This window comes from Hyalangium versicolor, from assembly GCF_020103695.1.
Lineage (GTDB): Bacteria > Myxococcota > Myxococcia > Myxococcales > Myxococcaceae > Hyalangium > Hyalangium versicolor.
This window is the reverse complement of record NZ_JAHXBF010000025.1, coordinates 152,085-172,104: the sequence shown is the minus strand read 5'-3', so window position 1 is coordinate 172,104 and position 20,020 is coordinate 152,085. Positions and strand designations below refer to the sequence as shown.

The 20,020-nt window shown below is 67.2% G+C and carries 18 protein-coding genes; 9 read left to right on the top strand and 9 right to left on the bottom strand.

Features of this window, described 5'->3' with window-relative positions:
• The first annotated feature begins 225 nt into the window (after window positions 1-225).
• From KY501_RS40875 to KY501_RS40865, 3 genes are all read left to right on the top strand, one after another.
• Window positions 226-540, top strand: coding sequence for a hypothetical protein (locus KY501_RS40875; RefSeq protein ID WP_224369335.1), 315 nt, complete (start codon window positions 226-228; stop codon window positions 538-540).
• 468 nt (window positions 541-1,008) lie between these two features.
• Complete coding sequence (locus tag KY501_RS40870) at window positions 1,009-1,185, top strand: hypothetical protein (RefSeq protein WP_224369334.1); 177 nt, start codon at window positions 1,009-1,011, stop codon at window positions 1,183-1,185.
• On the top strand, window positions 1,182-1,436 hold the full coding sequence (locus KY501_RS40865; protein WP_224369333.1) for a hypothetical protein: 255 nt from the start codon (window positions 1,182-1,184) through the stop codon (window positions 1,434-1,436). The genes KY501_RS40870 and KY501_RS40865 overlap by 4 nt, the downstream gene beginning before the upstream one ends.
• Before the next feature lie 16 nt (window positions 1,437-1,452).
• On the opposite strand, the gene KY501_RS40860 is transcribed toward KY501_RS40865, so the two are convergent.
• Genes KY501_RS40860 through KY501_RS40850 form a run of 3 tightly spaced genes read right to left on the bottom strand, consistent with a single transcriptional unit; the run spans window position 1,453 to window position 4,545 of the window.
• Window positions 1,453-2,574, bottom strand: coding sequence for a DUF697 domain-containing protein (locus KY501_RS40860; RefSeq protein WP_224369332.1), 1,122 nt, complete (start codon window positions 2,572-2,574; stop codon window positions 1,453-1,455).
• Between the two features lie 41 nt (window positions 2,575-2,615).
• Window positions 2,616-3,533, bottom strand: coding sequence for an SPFH domain-containing protein (locus tag KY501_RS40855; protein ID WP_224369331.1), 918 nt, complete (start codon window positions 3,531-3,533; stop codon window positions 2,616-2,618).
• Window positions 3,526-4,545: an SPFH domain-containing protein gene (locus tag KY501_RS40850; RefSeq protein ID WP_224369330.1), complete on the bottom strand. Its 1,020-nt coding sequence runs from the start codon at window positions 4,543-4,545 to the stop codon at window positions 3,526-3,528. Before KY501_RS40850 ends, KY501_RS40855 begins: the two co-directional genes overlap by 8 nt.
• Window positions 4,546-4,737: 192 nt before the next feature.
• Between KY501_RS40850 and KY501_RS40845 the strand changes: the two genes are divergently transcribed.
• The 5 genes from KY501_RS40845 (at window position 4,738) to KY501_RS40825 (ending at window position 9,880) form a co-directional block, all read left to right on the top strand.
• Window positions 4,738-5,691 carry a DUF2381 family protein gene (locus KY501_RS40845; RefSeq protein WP_224369329.1) on the top strand — a complete coding sequence of 318 codons (954 nt, stop codon included), beginning with the start codon at window positions 4,738-4,740 and terminating at the stop codon, window positions 5,689-5,691.
• A 46-nt stretch (window positions 5,692-5,737) separates the two neighbouring features.
• Complete coding sequence (locus tag KY501_RS40840) at window positions 5,738-7,684, top strand: serine/threonine-protein kinase (RefSeq protein ID WP_224369328.1); 1,947 nt, start codon at window positions 5,738-5,740, stop codon at window positions 7,682-7,684.
• A gap of 204 nt (window positions 7,685-7,888) precedes the next feature.
• Window positions 7,889-9,013 carry a serine/threonine-protein kinase gene (locus tag KY501_RS40835; protein ID WP_224369327.1) on the top strand — a complete coding sequence of 375 codons (1,125 nt, stop codon included), beginning with the start codon at window positions 7,889-7,891 and terminating at the stop codon, window positions 9,011-9,013.
• A gap of 108 nt (window positions 9,014-9,121) precedes the next feature.
• The gene (locus tag KY501_RS40830; protein ID WP_224369326.1) at window positions 9,122-9,592 is read left to right on the top strand and encodes a DUF2752 domain-containing protein; all 471 of its coding nucleotides are present in this window, start codon (window positions 9,122-9,124) and stop codon (window positions 9,590-9,592) included.
• Between the two features lie 30 nt (window positions 9,593-9,622).
• Window positions 9,623-9,880 carry a hypothetical protein gene (locus tag KY501_RS40825; protein ID WP_224369325.1) on the top strand — a complete coding sequence of 86 codons (258 nt, stop codon included), beginning with the start codon at window positions 9,623-9,625 and terminating at the stop codon, window positions 9,878-9,880.
• A gap of 85 nt (window positions 9,881-9,965) precedes the next feature.
• Here the strand turns inward: KY501_RS40825 and dps are convergent, their stop codons facing one another.
• From dps to KY501_RS40805, 4 genes are all read right to left on the bottom strand, one after another.
• Window positions 9,966-10,508: a DNA starvation/stationary phase protection protein Dps gene (gene dps / locus KY501_RS40820; RefSeq protein WP_224369324.1), complete on the bottom strand. Its 543-nt coding sequence runs from the start codon at window positions 10,506-10,508 to the stop codon at window positions 9,966-9,968.
• 180 nt (window positions 10,509-10,688) lie between these two features.
• The gene (locus KY501_RS40815; protein WP_224369323.1) at window positions 10,689-13,832 is read right to left on the bottom strand and encodes an efflux RND transporter permease subunit; all 3,144 of its coding nucleotides are present in this window, start codon (window positions 13,830-13,832) and stop codon (window positions 10,689-10,691) included.
• A gap of 33 nt (window positions 13,833-13,865) precedes the next feature.
• Window positions 13,866-15,032 (bottom strand): efflux RND transporter periplasmic adaptor subunit, encoded by a 1,167-nt coding sequence (locus KY501_RS40810; RefSeq protein WP_373691703.1) that lies wholly within the window; start codon window positions 15,030-15,032, stop codon window positions 13,866-13,868.
• The gene (locus KY501_RS40805; protein ID WP_373691702.1) at window positions 15,020-16,411 is read right to left on the bottom strand and encodes a TolC family protein; all 1,392 of its coding nucleotides are present in this window, start codon (window positions 16,409-16,411) and stop codon (window positions 15,020-15,022) included. The genes KY501_RS40810 and KY501_RS40805 overlap by 13 nt, the downstream gene beginning before the upstream one ends.
• A 214-nt stretch (window positions 16,412-16,625) precedes the next feature.
• Here KY501_RS40805 and KY501_RS40800 point away from each other — a divergent pair, with 214 nt between their 5' ends.
• Window positions 16,626-16,973 (top strand): MarR family winged helix-turn-helix transcriptional regulator, encoded by a 348-nt coding sequence (locus tag KY501_RS40800; RefSeq protein ID WP_255637233.1) that lies wholly within the window; start codon window positions 16,626-16,628, stop codon window positions 16,971-16,973.
• Between the two features lie 39 nt (window positions 16,974-17,012).
• Here KY501_RS40800 and KY501_RS40795 read toward each other — a convergent pair whose 3' ends face one another.
• Together KY501_RS40795 and KY501_RS40790 are read right to left on the bottom strand one after the other, a co-directional pair.
• Entirely contained in the window at window positions 17,013-17,816 is an 804-nt protein-coding gene (locus KY501_RS40795) for a DUF4190 domain-containing protein (RefSeq protein WP_224369319.1), read from the bottom strand.
• Between the two features lie 48 nt (window positions 17,817-17,864).
• Window positions 17,865-19,994, bottom strand: coding sequence for a catalase (locus tag KY501_RS40790; RefSeq protein WP_224369318.1), 2,130 nt, complete (start codon window positions 19,992-19,994; stop codon window positions 17,865-17,867).
• Between the last annotated feature and the right edge of the window lie 26 nt (window positions 19,995-20,020).

Here is a 20,020-nt window from a genome sequence, read left to right as displayed (position 1 = left end):
CCAGCCGGATTGCCTCCGCCCTGAACTCGGGCGTGAAGCTCCGTCTCTTCCTTCGTTCCATGGGACACATCCTCTCGTGTTTCGACTCATCAGGGGTGTCCACAAAATCGGGGCAGGCTCAATGAGCCTACGGGTTCCATCCGGTCTGGCTTCGACCTGGGGCATATGACCCTTGTGGGTGAGAAGGGGATCGGTACCTCGCGCGGCAGGCAACCGGATCAAGCGATGATGCTGGTCATCGCCATCGCTGACCTGCTCTTCGGCCTGGAGCGGTTCCTGAGGCAAGGAAAGTCCGAATTCCTTCTGATTGGTGCTGATTCATCCTTCTCTGTTCTCTTTCAGCGGACGAAGAAAGGGCTCATTGCCATCCGATGCGGCACGACGTTGGTGGACGAGGTGGATGCTGCCCCTCTGTGCAGAGCCGCCCTGTCGTTCGCCGAGTCGTTTCTGAGTGACCCTGGAAACCAGTTCCCTGACGGTGATGCCGCCCGAGGAGATCTGCTCATGGCCATCGAGAAGTTTGCTCGCTTTCGTCCATGATGCGCGCGCGGGCGATCGCGCGCAGTTGTTCGCTGTCGCCGATCACGGTGAACGGATACTTGGGCCGGGTGAAGGCAGCGAAGCTGAGCTGGCCACTGCCACCTGGGGCAGTGACTTCGTCCCTTCTCACACCAACCGCACTGTCTGCGCCCTGAACTCGGGCGTGAAACTCCGCCTCTTCCTGTGTTCCATGGACACATCCTCTCGCGTTTAGACTCATCAGGGGTGTCCACAAAATCGGGGCAGGCTCATCAGGTCTCTGCCGCGTCCTGCCTGGGAAGGCGGCTGGGCTGAGCAGGCGTGTGTCTGCCGGAGATGAATGGCTTCTGCGCCAGCCCGGAGCGCGGCTCATGGGCTCACCGTCAGGAAGCTCGTTTCCGTCGTCCTACGCCTGAAGTGGTACAGGCAAGCATCAAGCACTGATCTATCTCTCTGTGGGCTCAGCTCGTGTCCCGAGAGAGACAGTTCATGCTCCATGCGCCGTTCCCACTCCAGGAGATTCCCTCCATCGCCCGGTGGAAGGGACAAGGCCTGAGCCTCCTGCTCCTCCTCGGAGTGGGGTGCAAGCCCTCCGACGGCGAGAACAACTCCTACTCGTCTTCACCTTTTACCCCTCCGCCGCTCAACCCCCAGGAGTTCCAATGAAGGCCGTCTCGAAGAAGCAACTGCGCAAGGCTCGTGGTCAAGGCATGACCGAGTACATCATCATCGTCGCCCTGATCGCGATCGCCTCCATCGGCGTGATCACGGTGTTCGGTGACAACATCCGCAAGCTGTTCGGCGCCTCGGCTTCCGCGCTCGCTGGTAACTCGCAGGTGACCAACGACGGCGTTGAGGCCGACAAGAAGCTGCAACAGAAGACGATGAAGACCTTCGGCGAGAACAACGCCTACTAGTCTTCGCGCTTCACCCTCAGGTCAACAGCTCGCCCACCTGACCTGCCAACTCGAGGTCGAACGGGTCGAACTCCAGCGAGCCCATGAGGACCGCCATCTTGGCGTCCTTTCTGCCAGTGGCGATCTGCAGGAAGTCGTCGTCCTTGCAGCGGACCGTCACGCGTGGAGTACCGCTCAGTCCCCGCTTGACCCACTGGCTCTGCGCGCCGAGGTCCACCGTCCACTGGCCACCCTCGCTGCCATGGATATCAAGGTGGACCACCGCGCCGATGCCACGGGCCAGCTCGCGCTTCGCCTCGATGCGCCTCGGCAGCTCCCGCTCGATCAGTGTGCGTACCGTGAGGGAAGCGTCCGCATCCAGGTCTTCCTGCGGCTCCTCTGCCTCGGCGGACGACGCGCGGCCTCGCTGCTTCGCGGGGGCCTTCTTCGCGGGGGCCTTCTTCGCGGGGGCCTTCTTCGCAGCAGACTTCTTCGTGGCCGCCTTCTTTGCCGTGACGGGCTTCCCCAGCGGTTTCTTCTCCACCGTCTTCTTCGCGGCCGCCTTCTTCCGAGCCTTCGGAGGCGCCGCCTCCTGCTCCTCCTCCTCCGGTGCCGGCTGATCGGCATCCTCTTCCGCGACCTCCTTGATCTTCCCCTCGTTCTTCTTGCGGAAGTCGTTGAACGCGTCCTTGGAGAAGAGCGAGCTGCCCTCGTCCTTGGCCTTTCGGAAGACCTCCTTCATCTTCTCCTGGGAGAGACCGGGGTTCTTGAAATACTCAACCGCTACGCGGCCGATGGCCCAGTTGGCGGCGAAGGCCGGCACGACTGTAATCAGCCCGCCGAACATGGGCAGCAGGACCTTGATGCCCTGCCGCGCCAGGAAGCCCACCCCCGCGGTGGTGCCCAACTCGAGGATGAGATCCCGGGCCGATGCCTTGTCCACCTTCCGTCCGTAGATGTGCCCCACCGTCATCACCATGCCGGTCTGGATGGGCAGCATCAGCACCACATCCGAGAACGGAATCGGTGAGATGGACACGACGGCGGCTGCGTAAGAGCACATGTTGATGACGTCTCGCGCAGTCTTGTCCCGTTCCGGCATGGAGACCTTGCTGAAGTTCCGCGTCCGAACGTCATCCAGTGTGTCGAGCCAAGACATGATCCCCTCCCGCTGAACAGCATTGCTCAATTCATACCGCATCAGCCCTTGCGGTGGCGGACAGGCTCCGGGGCCGCTGACGGCAACTGATTCAGCAGCTCCACACGCGCCCCGTAAGGCACCAGCGTGAGCAGCGCCCCGCTCTCCAGCAGACGCTGCGTCTCCAGCAGCTCGAAGGTGCCCTGGAGCACTTCGGGATCCTCTCCAATCTTCTGGAGCGCCGCGCCGACGATCTGGGGCCGCAGCGCCGCGGCACGAGCGAACTCCACCGCGCTCTGCCGCTCGGCGGTGCTGGTGATGATGCTGACCTGGTTGGCGCCGTCCTGGCGGATGGCACTGGTCACCTGGCGCAGCCGGTTGACGACCTTCTCCTCGATCTGGTGGATCATCTGCGCGTCGCGGAAGTGCACCTTGCGCACGTACACGCTGCCCAGCTTGTAGCCCCACTCGTGGCTCTTGTGGCTCACCTCGGCGCGGACCGCGCGGCTCATCTCGTGACGCGTCTCCAGCATGGCCGAAAGCTTCATGTTGGACAGGCAGCGCACCACGGCATTGCTCACGTTGGCGGCCAGGCTGCCTCGGGGATCCGCGTTCTCGAAGAGGAAGCGCTTGGGATCCGAGACATACATCTCGTACCAGACGCCAATCCCCATGGGCGCGCCCTCCTCGGAGTTCACCGCCTGGCTGCGCAGGTACTGCTGGTCCAGCCGCAGATCCACCACGTGGCAGCGGCCCAGGAGGTTGACGAAGAGCGCCTTCAGCCCGAGCTTGGGCCACAGCAGGTGGAAGCCGGGCTCGTCGAGTGTGAGGACCACCGAGCCAAAGAGCACGTACACGTGGCATGAGCGCTCCTGCACCACGGTGTACACGCCGAACATCCGCAGCAGCCCGAAAAGAACGGGCAGCGCCAGGGCCGTGCCCAGGAAACCGAAGACCGCGCCAGCCAGGGTGCTAATCATGCTTCACCGCCATGAAGACAGACTGCGCCTTCTGATACAGCCCCAGGCGGATGTTGCGCAGGTAGGCCTGGAGCGCGCCGGGGCCGCTGCGCTTGAGCAGCGACAGTTGGGTGGACAGGGCCAGGAGCGGTTCCACCTCGGCCTGCGCCCGGAGCGTTTCAATCTCCACGGCGCGCCGGCTCTGGACGATCTTCTGGTCCGCGGCCGCCTGGGCCAGGCTGATGTCACTGGAGACATGGTTGTGCGCGGTGTTGATGGCCGCCAGCGCGCTCTCCACGTCCTGGGGAGGATCGATGCCAGTGATGAGCGAGGCCTCCAGGACCACCCCGTAGCGGGCTTCGCTGCCCTTGCACTCGTGATCCATGTGCTCGTTGAGATCCCTGAGGTTCTTGCGCAGATCGTTGATGGAGATGCCGGCCACGATGCTCGCCTCGACGCGGGAGAGGGAGGGATCCTGCACGCTGGCGGGCGCCTCGAAGTTGGAGATGCGCTGGCGCAGGATGGAGACGAAGAAGCCCATGACGTGCGAGATGGGACGCTTCACTCCGAAGAGGAAGGCGTAGAGGTTGTTCTCGGAGACGCGGTAGCGCAGCTGACCGGTGAGCCCGGTGTTGAGCTGGTCCTTGGTGACGGCCTCGATGACGGTGCCGTCCTGGTTGGCGCTCGGCTCGTCCGGATCAAAGGCCATGTTGAGCGTCTGCGTGGCCACCGACACCTTGCGCACCTGTTCCCAGGGCCATTTGAAGTAGGGGCCCCCGGAGGAGTAGACGCGCAGCTGCGGGTAGATATAGCGGTCCTCGTCCGTGCGAGCGAGGCCCTCGGAGACGGGACCGGTGCGGTTGGTGAGATCCGTTCCCAGGCGCTCGGCGCGGCCCAGACGCACCTTCACCGCACGCTCGTTCTGATCCACGGTGAACAAGCCGCCCAGGCCGTAGCGCAGAGCCAGGTAGACGAGCACGCCCAAAGGCACGCCGCCCAGAAATCCTTGGAGGAAGAGCTCAAGAGGGTCCATGGGTGGGCAGTCTAATCCCCACCGCTACCGCACACCCAATGCATGGCTCGGCATCGTGCCAACCCCCGCCCAGCGCCTACCGCTCGCCGGAGTTCGCTGCTCACTGTTTCCAGGTGGGGTGCGCGCACCCTCCTTCTGAGGAGAGAAGACCTCATGCGTCTCTGGTAGGGTGGAGAACCCGGGAGGTCATCCGTGTCTCTGTCACCCGTTGTCGTGGTGCCGTTCACCTTCCTGCTCCTGGCGCAGCCTGTGCTGGCCCAGCCTCGCTCCGAGGCGGACCGCTCGCCGCTCCGCCGACTCGAGCTTCCGGCTCCGTCTGGAGGGGACGAGGTGCGCGCGGCGCCGGGGTGGCCCACGACACTCCTGTTCAATGCAGCGCTGGACCAAGACGCGGTGGAACGCGCCGCACGTGAACTGGGCTTTGCCCGGGTGGCGGTGGCAGAGGACACGCTGACGGTCGTGCCTGGGGCGGAGGTGAAGGCGGGGACTCGGCTGCGGCTGCCGGTCCGGTTCGCGCAGGGGCAGCCGGAAGAGGTGGCGGTGGTGTTCGTGGTGGACCCGCAGAACGCCGAGGCCTCGGTGGAGGTGGTGCGTCGCCCGAGGACTGTCGCCGCGCTGGAGGAAGCCCTGAGCGCGGAGCGCGCACGCTGCAAGGCCCTGGAGGCGGCGCTTGCGGCCAAGGACGTGGAACTGGCGGTGGCACACGCGCAGGCGGGCAGTCTGGTGGCGCTGGTGGTGGCGGGCACGCTCGGGCGGGAGGGAATCCGTTCCGTGGAACAGGAAGTGAAGGCGCCGGGCTGGGCCATGCCAAAGGGCATCAACGTGGAGAAGGCGCAGCTCTACATGGCCACAGGGCGTATGGCTCTGGACGTGGAGCTCACTCTGGAGGGAGGTGCTCCAGCCTGGGCGCCACAGAGCGCCACGCTTGTCATGAGCACGGGCCCCGTCATTCCCGCACGCGTGAAGCGGTTGTTGGGTGCGGCGGTGCTGGCACCCGGCGAGAAGGCTCGCCTCGTGGTGGAGTTCGCAGTGCCTACGGGGGATCCCTCCCTGACGTACACGTTGGAAGTGACTGCGCAGGATCCCCAGAGGGAAAAGCTGCGCGGAGACCTGACCCTTGCGGCCCCGGCCGCTCGGAAGCGTTGAGCGAGGGAGGACAGTCATGCAGGAGATGCAGGAGGAGAGGGGGATCTTGCCCCACGCGTTGTCCCCCGCTACGGAAGTGGACCCGGCGCTCCTGGCTCCGGGGACAGAGGTGAACGGCTTCCGGCTGCTGCGCTACGTGGACACCGGAGGCTTTGGGTGCGTGTGGCAGGCCGAGAGCATCCACTGCCCTGGCCAGTGTTTCGCGGTGAAGTTCAACCGTCACCCGCCCGGAGAGGCCTCCACCGGGGATGCACGAGCCCTGCGCGAGGTGCAACTGCTGCTCCAGGCGGCGCACCCCAACGTGCTGGGCGTGGTGGGCTACGGGCGGTGGGGAGACCCCAACACAGGCATCCTCTACACAGTGCTGCGGTGGGTGGAGGGCGGCACGCTGTTGGAGTGGGCGTGCAAGGCCAACCCGCCCTTGCGCGTCCTCGTGCGCCTGTCACAGAAGCTGGCGCACGCGCTCCAGGCTGCGCACGACAATGGAGTGCTGCACCGGGATGTGAAGCCGGGCAACGTGCTGGTGAGTGAGGCCGACGGTGAGCCCTTCCTCGGGGACTTCGGCCTCGGCGAGACAGAGCACAGCCCTCCGATCACCCAAGGCGGTAGCCCCCCGGGCACTCGCTACTACCTCAGCCCGGAGGCACTTGCCCTCCGCCAGCGCTCAGGCGGGCGGCCCTACCACTTCCAGCCCGCGGATGATTGGTACGCTCTGGGGGTGACGCTCTACGAGTTGCTCACGGAGGTGTTGCCCTTCTCCAGCGACAAGGCCGGAACGAGCTACGAGCAGCAGGCCCTTCAGCGGTGCCCTGTGCCTCCGCACCTGCTCAACCCTCGGGTCCCGCTGGCGCTCAGCAAGGTGGTGATGCGGCTGCTGAATAAGGACCCCCATCGGCGCTTCCGGAACGGGCACGCGCTGTGGGCGGCGCTGGACGGGGTGTTGGCGCAAGTGGGGGACTGGGAGGCTCCCGTGTATGAGTCCCGCCCGCCGCATGTGCCAGGGCAGACGCCCACCCTGAAGCCCACGCCGAGCGACGGCTTCGTGGCGGACGATTTGGGCGTGGCCCTGGCTCATGAAGAAAAGCGCGAGCAGGGGCACGAGGAGCAGCGACAGGCCGCCACGCGGGGTCGGCGAGATGCGCTGCTACCAGTACAACCGATGGTGTGGCCACCGACGGTGCGTCGTGGGGGGGGCGCCTTGGTGCTGCTGTTGGCTGCTCTGGGACTCTGGGTTGTCTGGCCTCCGCTTGCCGCTACTCCCCTGACCGGGCCTGCTGGCTCCCCCGCACAGACGCCTTCACCGGCACTTGGCCAGTCTGTGGTACCCCATGAGGTGCCGCCAGTTCCGCCGGTTGCCTTTCCGGCACCCGAGTACGCGGCGGTTCCTCCCCCTGAACCCAGCCTGGCGGCCATCACCGCCACCTCCCAGAAGGAAGACACTCCTGTGAAGACACCGCAGAGTTCACCGCCCAGCCGGCCCTCTTCGACTCCTCTCGGCAGGTCTGCCGCCAAGGCCGCAGGCCTGGCTGTCTCCTGCGCGCTGGCAGCCGGCTGCCCCAGCATCCCTGTGCGTCCGGTGCCCAAGGAGTGCCCACCCGCGGCCATCAACAACATGAGGGCCCTGGGCATTGATCGAGGCGCGCGGGGGATGGGGATAGGCGACGCATGGCTTGATGCCGACAGACGACGCGTCGGGGAAGGCTCCTTCCGCGTAGGCCCCATCGTCAGCTTTGTCAGGGACAACGACCCGGGCAGCCTCCCGGAAGGGAGCCTCCTGTTTGGCGAGGTCCTCCCCGGTGGCGGCAAGCATTTCTTCATTCGCTGGTACCAGGCCCAGTTGCCCGGATCCAATGAGCGCGTCCCTGTCTGCGCTGTCGCGCGTGGAATCGGAGTCCCATTTTTTGGCCTGGAGAAGGGGCCAGGCTCCACGGACGACACCTTCACCCACGGCAACTATGGCCAGGTCAGGTACGTCACCAAGTTCGCGGAGTAGCTGCCCAGGTCACCTCGGGCTCCGGCATGTGCTGTGAGGACGGCGCAACGGCACGCTCCCCGGGATTTTCTACGGGCTCGCTCCTGCTGGTTCTTTCATGTTACTCTCCAGGTAAGGAGGCGTCACCAGACCTGAAGGGTCGCCTCCCGAGGCAGTCTTCACCTCCACGACTCTTCCCACCGTGTTCACCTGAGGAGTGCATACATGCCCAGCCAGTCCCGCCCACCATCCGCTGCACAGGCGAGCCAGTGTTTCACCGTGGGGTCCCAGCGCTACCGCGCTGTGCGCGTGCTGGGCACCCTGGGAGTAGGGGAGAGGATCCTCGCTCGCACCGAGGGGCTTGGGGCCGAGGGGGAGTTGGTCGTGCTCAAGCGCCTCCACGCCACGCAGCGCCCGGAAGACCGGAGGCGCTTCCTGGAAGAGGCACGGCTGCTGCGGATGCTGGATCATCCCGGTATCGCGCGGCTGCTCGCCGTGGCGCCTCGGGCCCAACAGCCTCTGATCGTGATGGAGTATGTGGAAGGCCTGTCGCTGGAGCGGGTGTTGGGCCGTGCCGCCAAGCGGCGCAGGCCCATGTCCGCGCCGTTCTCCGCCTACGTCGCCGCTCAGGTGGCGGACGCTCTGCACGCCGCTCACACCGTCACGGATGAAGCGGGGCGTCCCCTCGAACTCGTCCACCGGGATGTCAGCCCGCGCAACATCCAGCTGGGCACGCACGGGGAGGTGAAGCTCACGGACTTGGGTGCGGCCTTCTCCCAGCGTCTGGGCCGCCCCGTCACCCCGGGCAGGCTGGTGAAGGGAGATCTGTCGTACGCGGCCCCCGAAGTCCTCCGGCATGAGACGCCCGATGCCCGCGCGGATCTCTTCTCCCTCGGGCTGGTGCTGGTGGAGTTGCTGACCAACCAGTACCTGTTGGACTCGCCCCTGGAGCGCACCTCACCTGGCCTGGCGGGCCCTCTGGCAAAGTGGGCGCACAGGTTGAAGCCCGAGGAGCCGAGCTGGGCCTCTCCGGCGGAGCTGGCCGCTCGGGCGGAGCGTCTGTGCCCGGAGGTCGTGGCGCGTGTGGCGGGGCAGGTTCCCGCTGCCTTGCGCGCCATCGTGGAGCGCGCGCTCCACTCCCACCGGGAGGAGCGCTACCTTTCCGCCGCCGCGATGAGGGACGCACTGCGCGCATTCCTCGAGGAGCAGTGCCCCCGCTATGGCGTGAGTGAACTGATGGCGGAGCTGCGTGCGCTGGTCGTCAGGTCGCCTCGCTCCGGTACCGGAGTGGAGTCGAGTCGGGAGCCCGTGCCCGCGGAGTTCCGGCGCAAGCCTGCGCACAGCCACTGAGGGTGGTTCCGGGTGGGCTTGAGGCTAGGGAGAACCCGCGATCGTTCGACACCGGACAGCACTCTGTGTTAGGTGCGCTCGCCGACCTGTTCCGGAGGGGGGAGGCGCATGGATCAGCGCCCAAACGTACTGGCTCGATCATTTCAGCGCCTGTCGTCCCCTGTGTTGGCTCAGGTGCTGGAGCGTCGTGCCACGGGCATGATCATCGGAGTGTCGGCGCTCGCCCACTTGGGCTTGATGCGCTGGGCGCTGCCCACCTGGCAGTGCCCTCTGATGCAAGCGTTGGGGATCCCCTGCCCGGGCTGTGGACTGTCGCGGGCCATGGCCTCGCTGCTGCACGGTGACTGGGCGGCCGCGCTCGCACAGCATGCCTTCGCGCCCCTCGTGCTGGCGTCCCTCGCGTTGATCTTCGGGATGGCGCTCCTCCCCGAGTCCATCCGGCAGCGAGGCGTTGCCGGAGTGGCTCGGTTCGAGCGGCGCACAGGTCTGGTGGCCCTGCTGCTGCTGGCTCTGGTGGCCTACTGGCTTGTTCGGATGCTCGTTTTTCGCAGTGCCTTCATTCACACAACCATCGGGTGAACCCCGATACACCGCAGAGGAGAGAGACACATGGGTATGATTCTTGGGCTGTTGGGTATGGTCGTGGGCCTGGCGAACCTGGTTTGCTTCGTCATGGTCGTGATCAAGTTGTTCCAGGCCAAGGGTCCGCTGCACGGCATCCTGGGGATCATCTGTGGCCTCTACACGTTCATCTGGGGCTGGCAGAACGTCGAGACGAACCAGAACCGGAACATCATGCTCGCGTGGACGGGCTGTATCGTGCTCTCCGTCATCTTCAACGTGATGGGTCGAGCGCTGGCGGGCTAGGGAGTCCGGTCTCGACCCCGCGCTTCAGGCCTGAGCGTCACTCCCCACTAGTGGGGAGTGACAACACGCCCCGGCTCGGGATGGCTCACACGGGAGGGAGCCCTTCCGGCACCTCGACGGACGTGCTCGCCGTGCGAGACGCCTGTGGCGAGCCGTACAGGTGGCTCTCGAGGAACCACAGATCCTGCTCGATCTCTCCCAGGATCCGTGTGAACAGGTCCACGGTGACCGGGTCATCCAGCTTCTCTCCGCGGTGGATGCCCTGTCGGATGGAGGCCGCATACGTGGAGACGCGGTCCACCAGAGCGCGGACGTGCTCCTCTCCGCTGATCGCCTTCAAGTCATACTCGTCCAACTCGCTGTTCCGGGCGGCCAGGCGGATGGTGCCCTCGGCGTAGCCTCCCAGCGCGCCTGCCCGCTCGGCGAACTCGTCGGCGTGCTTGCGCACGTGGTCGGCCACCGTGTCGAACAGCTCGTGCCGGCTGATGAACTGCCTGCCTCGCACGTTCCAGTGCGCCTGCTTCACCTGCCAGTGCAGATCGATGGCGGTCGCCAGGCAGGTGTTCAGCAGCTCGATGAGCTCCTCGCGCGTCTCCTGGGAGAGGCTGATGTGGCTGGGAAACTTCATGGCGTATTCCCTCGATGGACAGAGTGGCGCCGGAGGAGTGCTCCGGTCTGCCCAGAGGGTGGAGACGCCGCAGGGCCCCGCCAACTTGCGAGGTGGCATGGCAGGGAAGGGTACAGCCTCACGAGCCGTGGGCCCGCAGGCGGATGGGACCTGAGCCCCATCCGCCCGGCCCGGCCTGGCTCAGTGAGACGGAGCGGGAGCGACCGGCTCCTCGTCCGCACCCGCGCGACGCGCGTCGCCGCGCAGACGCTGCACCAGCACGTACAGCCCCGGGATGAAGATGAGGTTCACCACCGTGGACACCAGCATGCCGCCGAAGATCGCTGTGCCCAGCGAGTTGCGCGCCGCCGAGCCCGCGCCCGTGGCCAGCATCAACGGCACCACGCCCAGCAGGAACGCGATGGACGTCATCAGGATGGGCCGCAGCCGCACCTCGGCCGCCGAGATGGCGGCCTCCACCGCGCTCTTGCCCTGCTCGCGCAGCTGCTCGGCGAACTCCACGATGAGGATGGCGTTCTTGCTCGCAAGGCCCACCAGCATCACCAGTCCCACCTGGCAGAACACGTCATTCGCCAGCCCGCGAGCCACTTGCAGCCCCAGCGCGCCCATGATGGCCAGTGGCACCGAGAGGATCACCACGAACGGCAAGCTGAAGCTCTCGTACTGCGCCGCCAGCACCAGGAACACGAACACCAGGCCCATCGCGAAGATGATGAGCGTCTGTCCACCGCTCTCCTTCTGCTCCAGGCTGATGCCCGTCCACTCGGTGCTCATGCCGGGAGGCAGCTGCTGGGCCGCCAGCGTCTCCATGGTCTCCAGCGCCTGACCGGAGGACACGCCCGGCGCGCCCTGGCCGTTGATCTCCGCCGAGCGGAACAGGTTGTAGTGACGGATGATCTGCGCCGAGGTGGTGGGCGCCACCTTCACCAAGGACTCCAGCGGGATCATGTCTCCATTGTCGCTGCGCACGTAGAACGCGCCGATGTCCGTGGGGCTGTCCCGGAACTGCTGATCGGCCTGCAGGTACACGCGGTAGGTGCGGCTGGCGTAGTTGAAGTCGTTCACGTACTGGCTGCCCATGTAGAGCTGCAGCGTGCTGAAGACCTGCTCGATGGGCACGCCCAGCGCCTTCGCCTTCTGGCGATCCACCTCGAGATCCAACAGCGGGGTGTCCGCCGTGAAGGAGGTGAAGACGCCGCGCAGCTTGCTCTCCTCGTTGCCCTTGGCCACCAGCTCGCCGACGGCCGCGCCCAGGTTGTCCAGGGTGCCGTTGCCGGAGGTGTCCTCGACGATGAACTGGAAGCCACCCACCTGGCCCACGCCGCGGATGGCCGGAGGCTGGAAGGGCAGCACGCGCGCCTCGCCGATGCGGCCGAAGGGGCCTCGCAGCCGCTCCACCAGGCCCGCCACCGAGTGCTCACGGCCCGGGCGCTCCTCCCAGGGCTTGAGCATGGCGAACGCCGTGGCGATGTTCGGGCCCGCGCCCGAGAACGAGAAGCCGCCGATGACGAACATGCCCGTCACCTCGGGCTGATCCTTCAGCACCTTCTCCACCTGCGTCAGCACCTTCTGCGTCTGGTTCAGCGACATGCCCTCGGGGCCCTGGACCGAGATGATCAGGTAGCCCTGGTCCTCGTCGGGGATGAAGCCCGTGGGCACCGAGCGGAACAGCAGCACCGTGCCGCCCACGCACACCAGGAAGGCCAGCAGCACCAGCACCGGGTGCCGCAGCAGCCCGCCCAGCGCACGGCCGTATGTTCTTCGCGTCCAGTCCAGCGCCTCGTCGATCTTCCGGAAGAAGATCCACTTCGGCCCGTGGCCATGGCGCAGCAGCCGGGCGCTCAGGGCTGGCGTGAGCGTGAGGGCGCAGAAGGTGGACAGCGCCACCGAGGCCGCGATCGTCAAGGCGAACTGCCTGTAGATGGCGCCCGTCGTGCCAGGGAAGAGCGCCACCGGGACGAACACCGCCACCAGCACGATGGAGATGGCCACCACCGCGCCGGACACCTCCTTCATGCCCTCTCGCGCCGCCTGCCTCGCGGACAGCCCGCGTTCCGACATCAAACGTTCGATGTTTTCGATGACGACGATGGCGTCATCCACCACGAGGCCCGTGGCCAGCGTGAGGCCGAACAGGGTGAGGGTGTTGATGGAGAAGTTGAACAGCTTGACGAAGGCGAAGGTGCCCACCAGCGACACCGGCAGCGTGAGCGCGGTGATGAGCACGCTGCGCCACCCGTGCAGGAACAGGAAGATGACGAGGATCACCAGCGCGATGGCTTCCACCAGCGTGTGGATCACCTCGTTGATGGAGGCGCGCACCGCCAGCGTCGTGTCCGTGCCCGGCTTGTACTCCATGCCCGTCGGGAACTGCTTGGACAGGCGCTCCATCTCCCGCGTCACCGCGTCGCGCACGTCCAACGCGTTGGCCGTGGGCAACTGGAAGATGCCCAGGCCCACGCCCTCCTTGCCGTTGAAGCGCATCAACTGGCCATAGTTCTCCGCGCCCAGCTCCGCCCGGCCCACGTCCTTCACCCGGACGATGCGCCCGTCATTGCTGCGCTGGATGACGATGTCATCGAACTCCTCGGGCTCGATGAGCCGGCCGTGAGCGCGCACCGCCAGTTGGTAGGCCTGATCATCCTTCGCGGGAGCCTGGCCCACCTGTCCCGCCGCCACCTGCAGGTTCTGCTCCTGCAACGCGCGCTGCACGTCCTGCGGGGTGAGCTTGCGGCGCGCCAGCTCCGTGGGATCCAGCCACAGGCGCATGGAGAACTTGCGCTCGCCGAAGATGCGCACCTCGCCCACGCCGCGCACGCGCTTGATGGCGTCCTTCAGGTTCACGTCCGCGTAGTTGCTGAGGAACTGCGAGTCGTACGTGCCGTCCGGGCTGTAGAGGCCGAAGCTCATCAGCAGCTGCGAGGAGGCCTTGTTCACCACGATGCCCGTCTGGTTCACCTGAGAGGGCAGGCGCGCCGACGCGCGACTGACGCGGTTCTGCACGTCCACCGCCGCCACCTCGAGATCGCGCGTGGGCTCGAAGGTGATGGTGATCGCGCTGGTGCCGTCGTTGCTGCTCGTGGAGGAGATGTAGCGCATGCCCTCCACGCCGTTGAGCTCCTGCTCGAGCGGAATGGTGACGGCCGTCTCCACCACGTCGGCGCTGGCACCCACGTAGGTGCTGGTCACCGTCACCTGGGGAGGCGCGAGATCCGGGTACTGCGAGATGGGCAGCGTGGGGATGGCCAGCACGCCCACCAGCGTCAGCAGGATGGAGCAGACGGCCGCGAAGATGGGCCTGCGAATGAAGAAATCGACGAACACGGTGGCTACGCCCTCATTCTCTCGGGCCCGGGACTAGCGGGCGCCCCCGGTGGTTCCGCCACCGTCGGTCCCCGGCAATGAATCCGCCATGGGCATGGCGGCCGCCTTCACCTTCACCGGCGCGCCGTCACGCAGCGTCTGCAGCGAGGAGATCGCAACCCGGTCTCCCTCGTGCAGGCCGTTCTCCACGATGTAGTTCTGCTCACCCAGGCTGCCCAGGGTGATGGGGCGGCGCTGCACCACCGTCTGCCCCTCCTTGTCCGTCACCACGAAGGCGAACGGCTTGCCGCTCTGGCGCACCACCGCCAGCGCCGGCAGCTGCAGGGCGCGGCGCGTGGAGTAGACCATGCGGGAGCGCACCAGCTCGTTGGGGCGCAGGCCCACGGTGTTGCGGAAGGCGGCCTTCAGCTCCACCAACTGCGTGCGCGGATCGGCCTGCGGCGCCACAAAGAAGATGGGGCTGCTGATCAGCACCTTGCCCTGCGCATCCAGCAGCTCCAGCGGGGTGTTCGGCTGCAGCGCACGGGCCCTCGTCGAGGGCACCGACACGCTCACCTCGAGCACGTCCGCCTGGGCCACGCTCGTCAGCGGCGTGGTGGCGCCCACGTAGTCGCCTACCCGCACCACCACGTCTCCCACCGTGCCGGCGAAGGGCGCGCGCACCACGTAGTACTGCAGCTGCACCTCGCGCTGGGACACCTGCGCGGAGGCGGCGCGGGTGGCGGCCTCGGACGTCTGCGCCGCCGAGCGGGCACGCTCCAACTCCTGCGCGCTCACCAGGCCTTCCTTGTAGAGCGCCTCGGTGCGCTCCAGCGTCTGCTTCGCCAGCTCCAGTGCGGACTGCGCGGAGCTGCGCTGCGCCTGAGCGCTCTCGAGCGCGGCGGACTCCTGGCGCCCGTCCACCTCCAGCAGCGGCGCTCCGGCCTCCACCTTCTGGCCCGGCGTCACGTGAATGCGGCGCACATAGCCCGCCACCTGCGGCAGCACGTTCACGCTCTGCCGGGAGATGAGCGCGCCCAGGTACTCACCCGTGTCACGCGTCTCGCTCGGCGCGAGCGTCACCGCATCCACCTCGCGCGGAGGAGGAGCCGCCTTCGGCGGAGCCGCTCCACCGCAACCCACCATGCTGGCCACCAGGGCCAATCCCCAGACCTTCTTCATCAGCGCCTCCAAGGGGCGTACCCGTGTTACCAGTCGCATCGGGCCTCCGTCAGGAATGCATCCAGGCGTGCCTGGACAAGCTCGAACTCACGCAGTGCCAGTGCCAATTCCGCCTGGCGTAGTGCCGCGGCGCTCTGAACCAGCTCGAGGCTACCGCTGCGGCCAATCTCGAATGAACGGCGGGTCAATTGGTCCGTTTGCTCAGCGAGCGAGCGGGCCTCCGCCGCCGTCTTCACTAACGCCTCGGCCACCTCCACGCCGCGCCGAGTGCGTGCCACCTCGAACTCCACCTCGCGGCGGGTGCGCTCCAGCGTGTCTTCCGCCTGCCGCTCGACGCCCGTACGCTCCCGGACCAGGCCGCCTCGCAAGCCGCCCTCCCAGATGGGCACCGACAGCACGGCGGCAATGTTCCAGGAAGCCACCCGGCCCAGGCCCGGCTCGGTGGTGAAGGCCAGCGCGTTGCTGGTGATGCCCAGCGTGGGCAGATAGCCCGCGGAGGCCTGCCGCCGGCTCTCGCGCGCGGACTCCAGCTGCGTGCTCGCGGCCAGCAGATCCGGCCGCTCGCCCACGGCCTTCAGCGGCGCGCAGTCGGACTGCGTCTCCGCCACCAGGCCCTGGAGCTGGAAGTTCGGCGTGACGCCCACGGCTTGATCGAAGCCCATCGCCAGGCCCAGCGCCTCGCGCGTCCGGCGCAGTTGCTCGTCACCGGAGATGAGGGACTGGCGCGCCAGCTCCACGTCCTGCCGGGTGCGGGCCACGTCCAACTGGGTGGCGGCGCCCAGCTCCAGCGTGCGCTGCACCAGAGCGGCGCGCTCCAGCGCCTGTCGCAGGCCCACCCGGTTGAGCTCGGCGGCGCGCTCGGCGGAGACGACTGCCACCAGGGAGCGCGCGAGCCCCAGTGTGAGCCGGCGCCGCACGTCCTGCAGGCTGGCCTCGGCGCTGCGCTGAGCGGCCTCGGCCGAGGACAGCCCGCGCCAGGCGCTCACATCCACCACGGACTGCGTCAGCGACACCGCGCCGGAGGCCAGGGGCGCAGTGGGGACGCGCCCGCTCTCGGAGGGCGTCGCCGGTAGCGTGGAGCCCGAGGTGGCCAGCACGGAGCTGTCCGTGTTGAGCAGATCGACGGCGACGCCTCCGGCGAAGCGCGCGTTGGGCAGCAGGGCGGCCAGGGACTGACGCCAGCGGCCCTCGGCGCGCTCGATACCGGCGCGGGCGCTGTCCAGATCCGTGGAGCGCTCCTTCACCAGGGCGAGGGCCTCGTCCCAGGTGCTCACCTGCCGGGGCGCGGGCGCCGCCGGGGCCAGCATCGGGTCCTCGACTTTGGGTTGGAAAGGGGTAGGAGGGGGGACGGGCGTAACGGGCTGCGCCCATGCCGAAGAAGCAACGAGCCCGATGAGGAGCGTGACGCGAAGAGCCATACCAGGGGCGAAATGAGGGGACACCCCACCGACAGAGCTTCCCGGCGCTCGCCCCGGAGTAGCCATGTCTATCGGTGCAGTTGACAATCGTTGCAAAGCGCAATCATTAATACGTGCAATGACCATCGCAGAGCAAGTAGCTTCCGTTCGCCGCGCGATTCACAGGCTGCTCAAGCGCCGACTGAGCAAGCGGACTGATCGTCCGTTCCAGCAAATGTTGGCGCTCAAAGCGATTGGGCACGGCGAGGTCCGCAGTCAGGCGGCGCTCGCGGAGCGGCTGTTGGTGGATCCGCCCGCCGTGAGCCGGCTGGTGGACCGGTTGGTGGAGGACGGGCTGCTGAGCCGCTGCGAGGGGCAGGATCGCCGCTGTGTCCGGCTGGAGGTGACGGAGCCGGGGCGCACGGAGCTGGCGGTCTGTCTGTCCGAGATGGAGCGGCTCGAGGGGGACATGCGCAAGCACCTTACGGTGGAGGAGATGAAGACGCTCCACCAACTGCTGGAGAAGGTGCACTCCGTGGTGTTGCAGGCCGATGCCTCCGAGACGGACGAACCGGCGGCGTAGCGCTCCGCGAAGGCGTTCACCCGCGGGCTTGAGTCCGGCTCAGGAGTCCTTGTCGACGTTGGCCGCGATGAAGGTCCACACGAACAGGCCCCACAGCGCTGTCATGAGGAGCCCCAGGACGAGGCCGGCGATGGCCTGCCCCTTGCGCCCGATGGGCGGGGTGGCCTGTGGATTCACCCGCATCAGGCCCACCACGCCGAAGATGACGGCGAAGGGGGCGAAGAGGGGAAAGAGCACGGACGCCAGGCCCAGGTTCATCGCGCTACGGGCCAGCGGGTTGTTCTCGATCGCGTGCCACAGCCGCTGGAGCCGGAGGGTGGAGACCGGCTGCTGGAAGAAGAGCCGGTTGCGCGTATTGAAGTAGAAGAGGGTGGCGCTGAAGCCGCTGATCAGGAAGACGAAGGCGGGGCCCTGCAAGCCGCGCATCAGGAACGCGCCGCCGCAGCTCAGCGTCGTGACGATGAGGGACTCGCGGGCCCACCGTTTGCCCAGGAAGAAGGCCATGCTGACCACCGCGCAGGCTCCCATGAGCAACGTGAGCGGCCAGAACAGCCGCCGCAGCAGCAGGGCCCGGATCGTGAAGGCTGCGAGGACCAGGCTGAAGGCTCCGAACATCCAGGCCGCGCTGTCCCGGCGCCCCCACAGCTTGAGGCGCAGGCGCTCCAGGTAGTTCACCTCCGGGCGGGCCGCGCACGCCGAGCACCACTCCTTGTCGAAGACCCGCTTCACGCACCCGTCGCAGAAGAAGGTGCCGCAGCGGGAGCATGTGCCGCTGGCGGCTTCCTCCGGATGGGTGGCGCAGCGAGCGGCGATGGGGCCGAGCGGGACGTCGACGGTGGACACGCCCCCAGTCTCTCACGGGCAGTGCCCACCCCGAAGGCCCCCTCCCGCTCAGGCCGGCGGTGGCCCCTGGCGCGCCCAGTTGCGGTGCGCGGCGATGGCTTCGACGAAGCGCTGGTTGAACTTCTTCATGTCCGCTTTGGGGTTCTGGACTACCCCCGGATCGCTGTCGAGGCTCTGTGCCGCGGAGAGCTTGCTCAGGCCCGCGGCATCGATGAGCTGCGTGCCCTCTCCCGAGAAGCCCAGCGCCTTGCAGTGCTTGTAGGCCTCGCGCACGAAGTCCACCGCGTCCGGGAGCATCCCGAGCGCTACCACGCTCTTCTCTCCGCCAGGCACGTAGATGGCGTCGAACAGCACGGAGTGAGTCGTGAGGAACGTCTTCACCGGCACCTCCTCCGTGCCCTCCGCGCTCTTGACGGGGCTGAGCGTGGGGCCTACCACCTCCACGATCGCGCCACTGGCCTCCAGCGCGCGCTTCACCTGGGCCAGCTCCTTCGAGGAGAACCCATCCGCCACCAGCGCCGCGATCTTCCGCGACCGGATGGAGTCCTTCGCGGTGTTCTCCATGCTGAGCGCTGGAGACGTCTCCACGGTGTGGCGCGACTTGGGCGGCTTGGGCGGCTTGGCTGCCTTGGGCGGTGTCACCCCCACGGCCTTCGCCACCCGGGTGGCCAGCTCCGAGTCGATGTTCGCCAGCACCTGGTTCACCACGCGCTCGCGGACCTCGGGGCGCTCGCACTTGCCCAGCTCGAACTGCAGCGCCGAGATGAGGTGCTCCTGCTCCGGTCGCGAGAGGCTCTTGAAGAAGAGCCTCGCCTGGCTGAAGTGATCGCTGAAGGTCTCGCTGCGCTGGCGGACCTTGTGGCCCTCGAGCCGTTCTTGATAGTGCGAGAAGCCCTGGGCCGGGTTGGCCAGCACCGGGCACCCTCCTCCCAGCGAGTTCGGGTGGTAGTTGGCGCGGCCCGTGTTGATGGTGTCCCGGTGGAAGCCGTCCTGCTGGTGGTTGTGCACCGGGCACACCGGCTTGTTGATCGGGATCTCCGCGAAGTTGGGCCCGCCCAGCCGCGTCAGTTGCGTGTCCAGGTACGAGAACAGCCGCGCCTGGAGCAGCGGATCGTTCGTGAAGTCGATCCCCGGCACCACGTTGCTCACGCAGTACGCCACCTGCTCCGTCTCGGCGAAGAAGTTGTCCGGGTTGCGGTCCAGCACCAGCTTGCCCACCCGTTGCACCGGCACCAACTCCTCCGGCACCAGCTTCGTCGCGTCCAGCAGATCGAAGCCGTACTTCAGCGCATCCTCCTCGGGGATGATCTGCAGACCCAGCTCGTACTCGGGGGGCGCGCCGGACTCGATGGCCTCCCAGAGATCGCGCCGGTGGAAGTCTGGATCCTTGCCGGCGATCTTCTGCGCCTCGTCCCACACCAGCCCGTGCGTGCCCAGCAGCGGCTTCCAGTGGAACTTCACGAAGTGGGACTTGCCCTGCGCGTTCACCAGCCGGAAGGTGTGGACGCCGAACCCCTCCATCATCCGGTAGCTGCGCGGGATGGCGCGATCCGACATCACCCACATGATCATGTGCGCCGTCTCCGGTACCAGCCCGACGAAGTCCCAGAACGAGTCGTGCGCCGAGCCGCCCTGCGGCATCTCGTTGTGCGGCTCGGGCTTCACGGCGTGCACTACGTCCGGGAACTTGATGCCGTCCTGGATGAAGAAGACGGGGATGTTGTTGCCCACCAGATCGAAGTTGCCCTCGGGCGTGTAGAACTTCGTGGCGAAGCCGCGCACGTCGCGCACGGTGTCCGCCGAGCCGCGCGAGCCCTGCACCGTGGAGAAGCGCACGAACACCGGCGTGCGCAGCGACGGATCCGTGAGGAACTTCGCCTTCGTGTACTTCTCCAGCGACTGGTAGACGCGGAAGTACCCGTGGGCGGCCGATCCGCGTGCGTGCACCACGCGCTCGGGGATGCGCTCGTGATCGAAGCGCGTGAGCTTCTCGCGGAAGTGGAAGTCCTCCAGCAACGTGGCCCCGCGGAGGCCCGCCTTCAGCGAGTCATCCGTGTGGGGGATGGGAATGCCCTGGTCCGTGGTGAGCGTCGTGTTCTCCGGGCGCTCCCGGAAGCTCTCGAGGCTCTGGTTCTTGCTCTGCGAGGAGGAAGTCGAGGACGGCTTTCGCGGGGCCATAGGATCCTGAGGAAGAGGGCGCGGGT

What these genes read in the sequence shown, in the direction of transcription:
- KY501_RS40855 (WP_224369331.1), bottom strand. Translation starts at nt 3,533, where the DNA reads ATGATTAGCACCCTGGCTGGCGCGGTCTTCGGTTTCCTGGGCACGGCC.
- KY501_RS40810 (WP_373691703.1), bottom strand. Translation starts at nt 15,032, where the DNA reads ATGCGACTGGTAACACGGGTACGCCCCTTGGAGGCGCTGATGAAGAAG.
- KY501_RS40825 (WP_224369325.1), top strand. Translation starts at nt 9,623, where the DNA reads ATGGGTATGATTCTTGGGCTGTTGGGTATGGTCGTGGGCCTGGCGAAC.
- KY501_RS40865 (WP_224369333.1), top strand. Translation starts at nt 1,182, where the DNA reads ATGAAGGCCGTCTCGAAGAAGCAACTGCGCAAGGCTCGTGGTCAAGGC.
- KY501_RS40875 (WP_224369335.1), top strand. Translation starts at nt 226, where the DNA reads ATGATGCTGGTCATCGCCATCGCTGACCTGCTCTTCGGCCTGGAGCGG.
- KY501_RS40805 (WP_373691702.1), bottom strand. Translation starts at nt 16,411, where the DNA reads ATGGCTCTTCGCGTCACGCTCCTCATCGGGCTCGTTGCTTCTTCGGCA.
- KY501_RS40790 (WP_224369318.1), bottom strand. Translation starts at nt 19,994, where the DNA reads ATGGCCCCGCGAAAGCCGTCCTCGACTTCCTCCTCGCAGAGCAAGAAC.
- KY501_RS40850 (WP_224369330.1), bottom strand. Translation starts at nt 4,545, where the DNA reads ATGGACCCTCTTGAGCTCTTCCTCCAAGGATTTCTGGGCGGCGTGCCT.
- KY501_RS40870 (WP_224369334.1), top strand. Translation starts at nt 1,009, where the DNA reads ATGCTCCATGCGCCGTTCCCACTCCAGGAGATTCCCTCCATCGCCCGG.
- KY501_RS40835 (WP_224369327.1), top strand. Translation starts at nt 7,889, where the DNA reads ATGCCCAGCCAGTCCCGCCCACCATCCGCTGCACAGGCGAGCCAGTGT.
- KY501_RS40800 (WP_255637233.1), top strand. Translation starts at nt 16,626, where the DNA reads ATGTTGGCGCTCAAAGCGATTGGGCACGGCGAGGTCCGCAGTCAGGCG.
- KY501_RS40860 (WP_224369332.1), bottom strand. Translation starts at nt 2,574, where the DNA reads ATGTCTTGGCTCGACACACTGGATGACGTTCGGACGCGGAACTTCAGC.
- KY501_RS40830 (WP_224369326.1), top strand. Translation starts at nt 9,122, where the DNA reads ATGGATCAGCGCCCAAACGTACTGGCTCGATCATTTCAGCGCCTGTCG.
- dps (WP_224369324.1), bottom strand. Translation starts at nt 10,508, where the DNA reads ATGAAGTTTCCCAGCCACATCAGCCTCTCCCAGGAGACGCGCGAGGAG.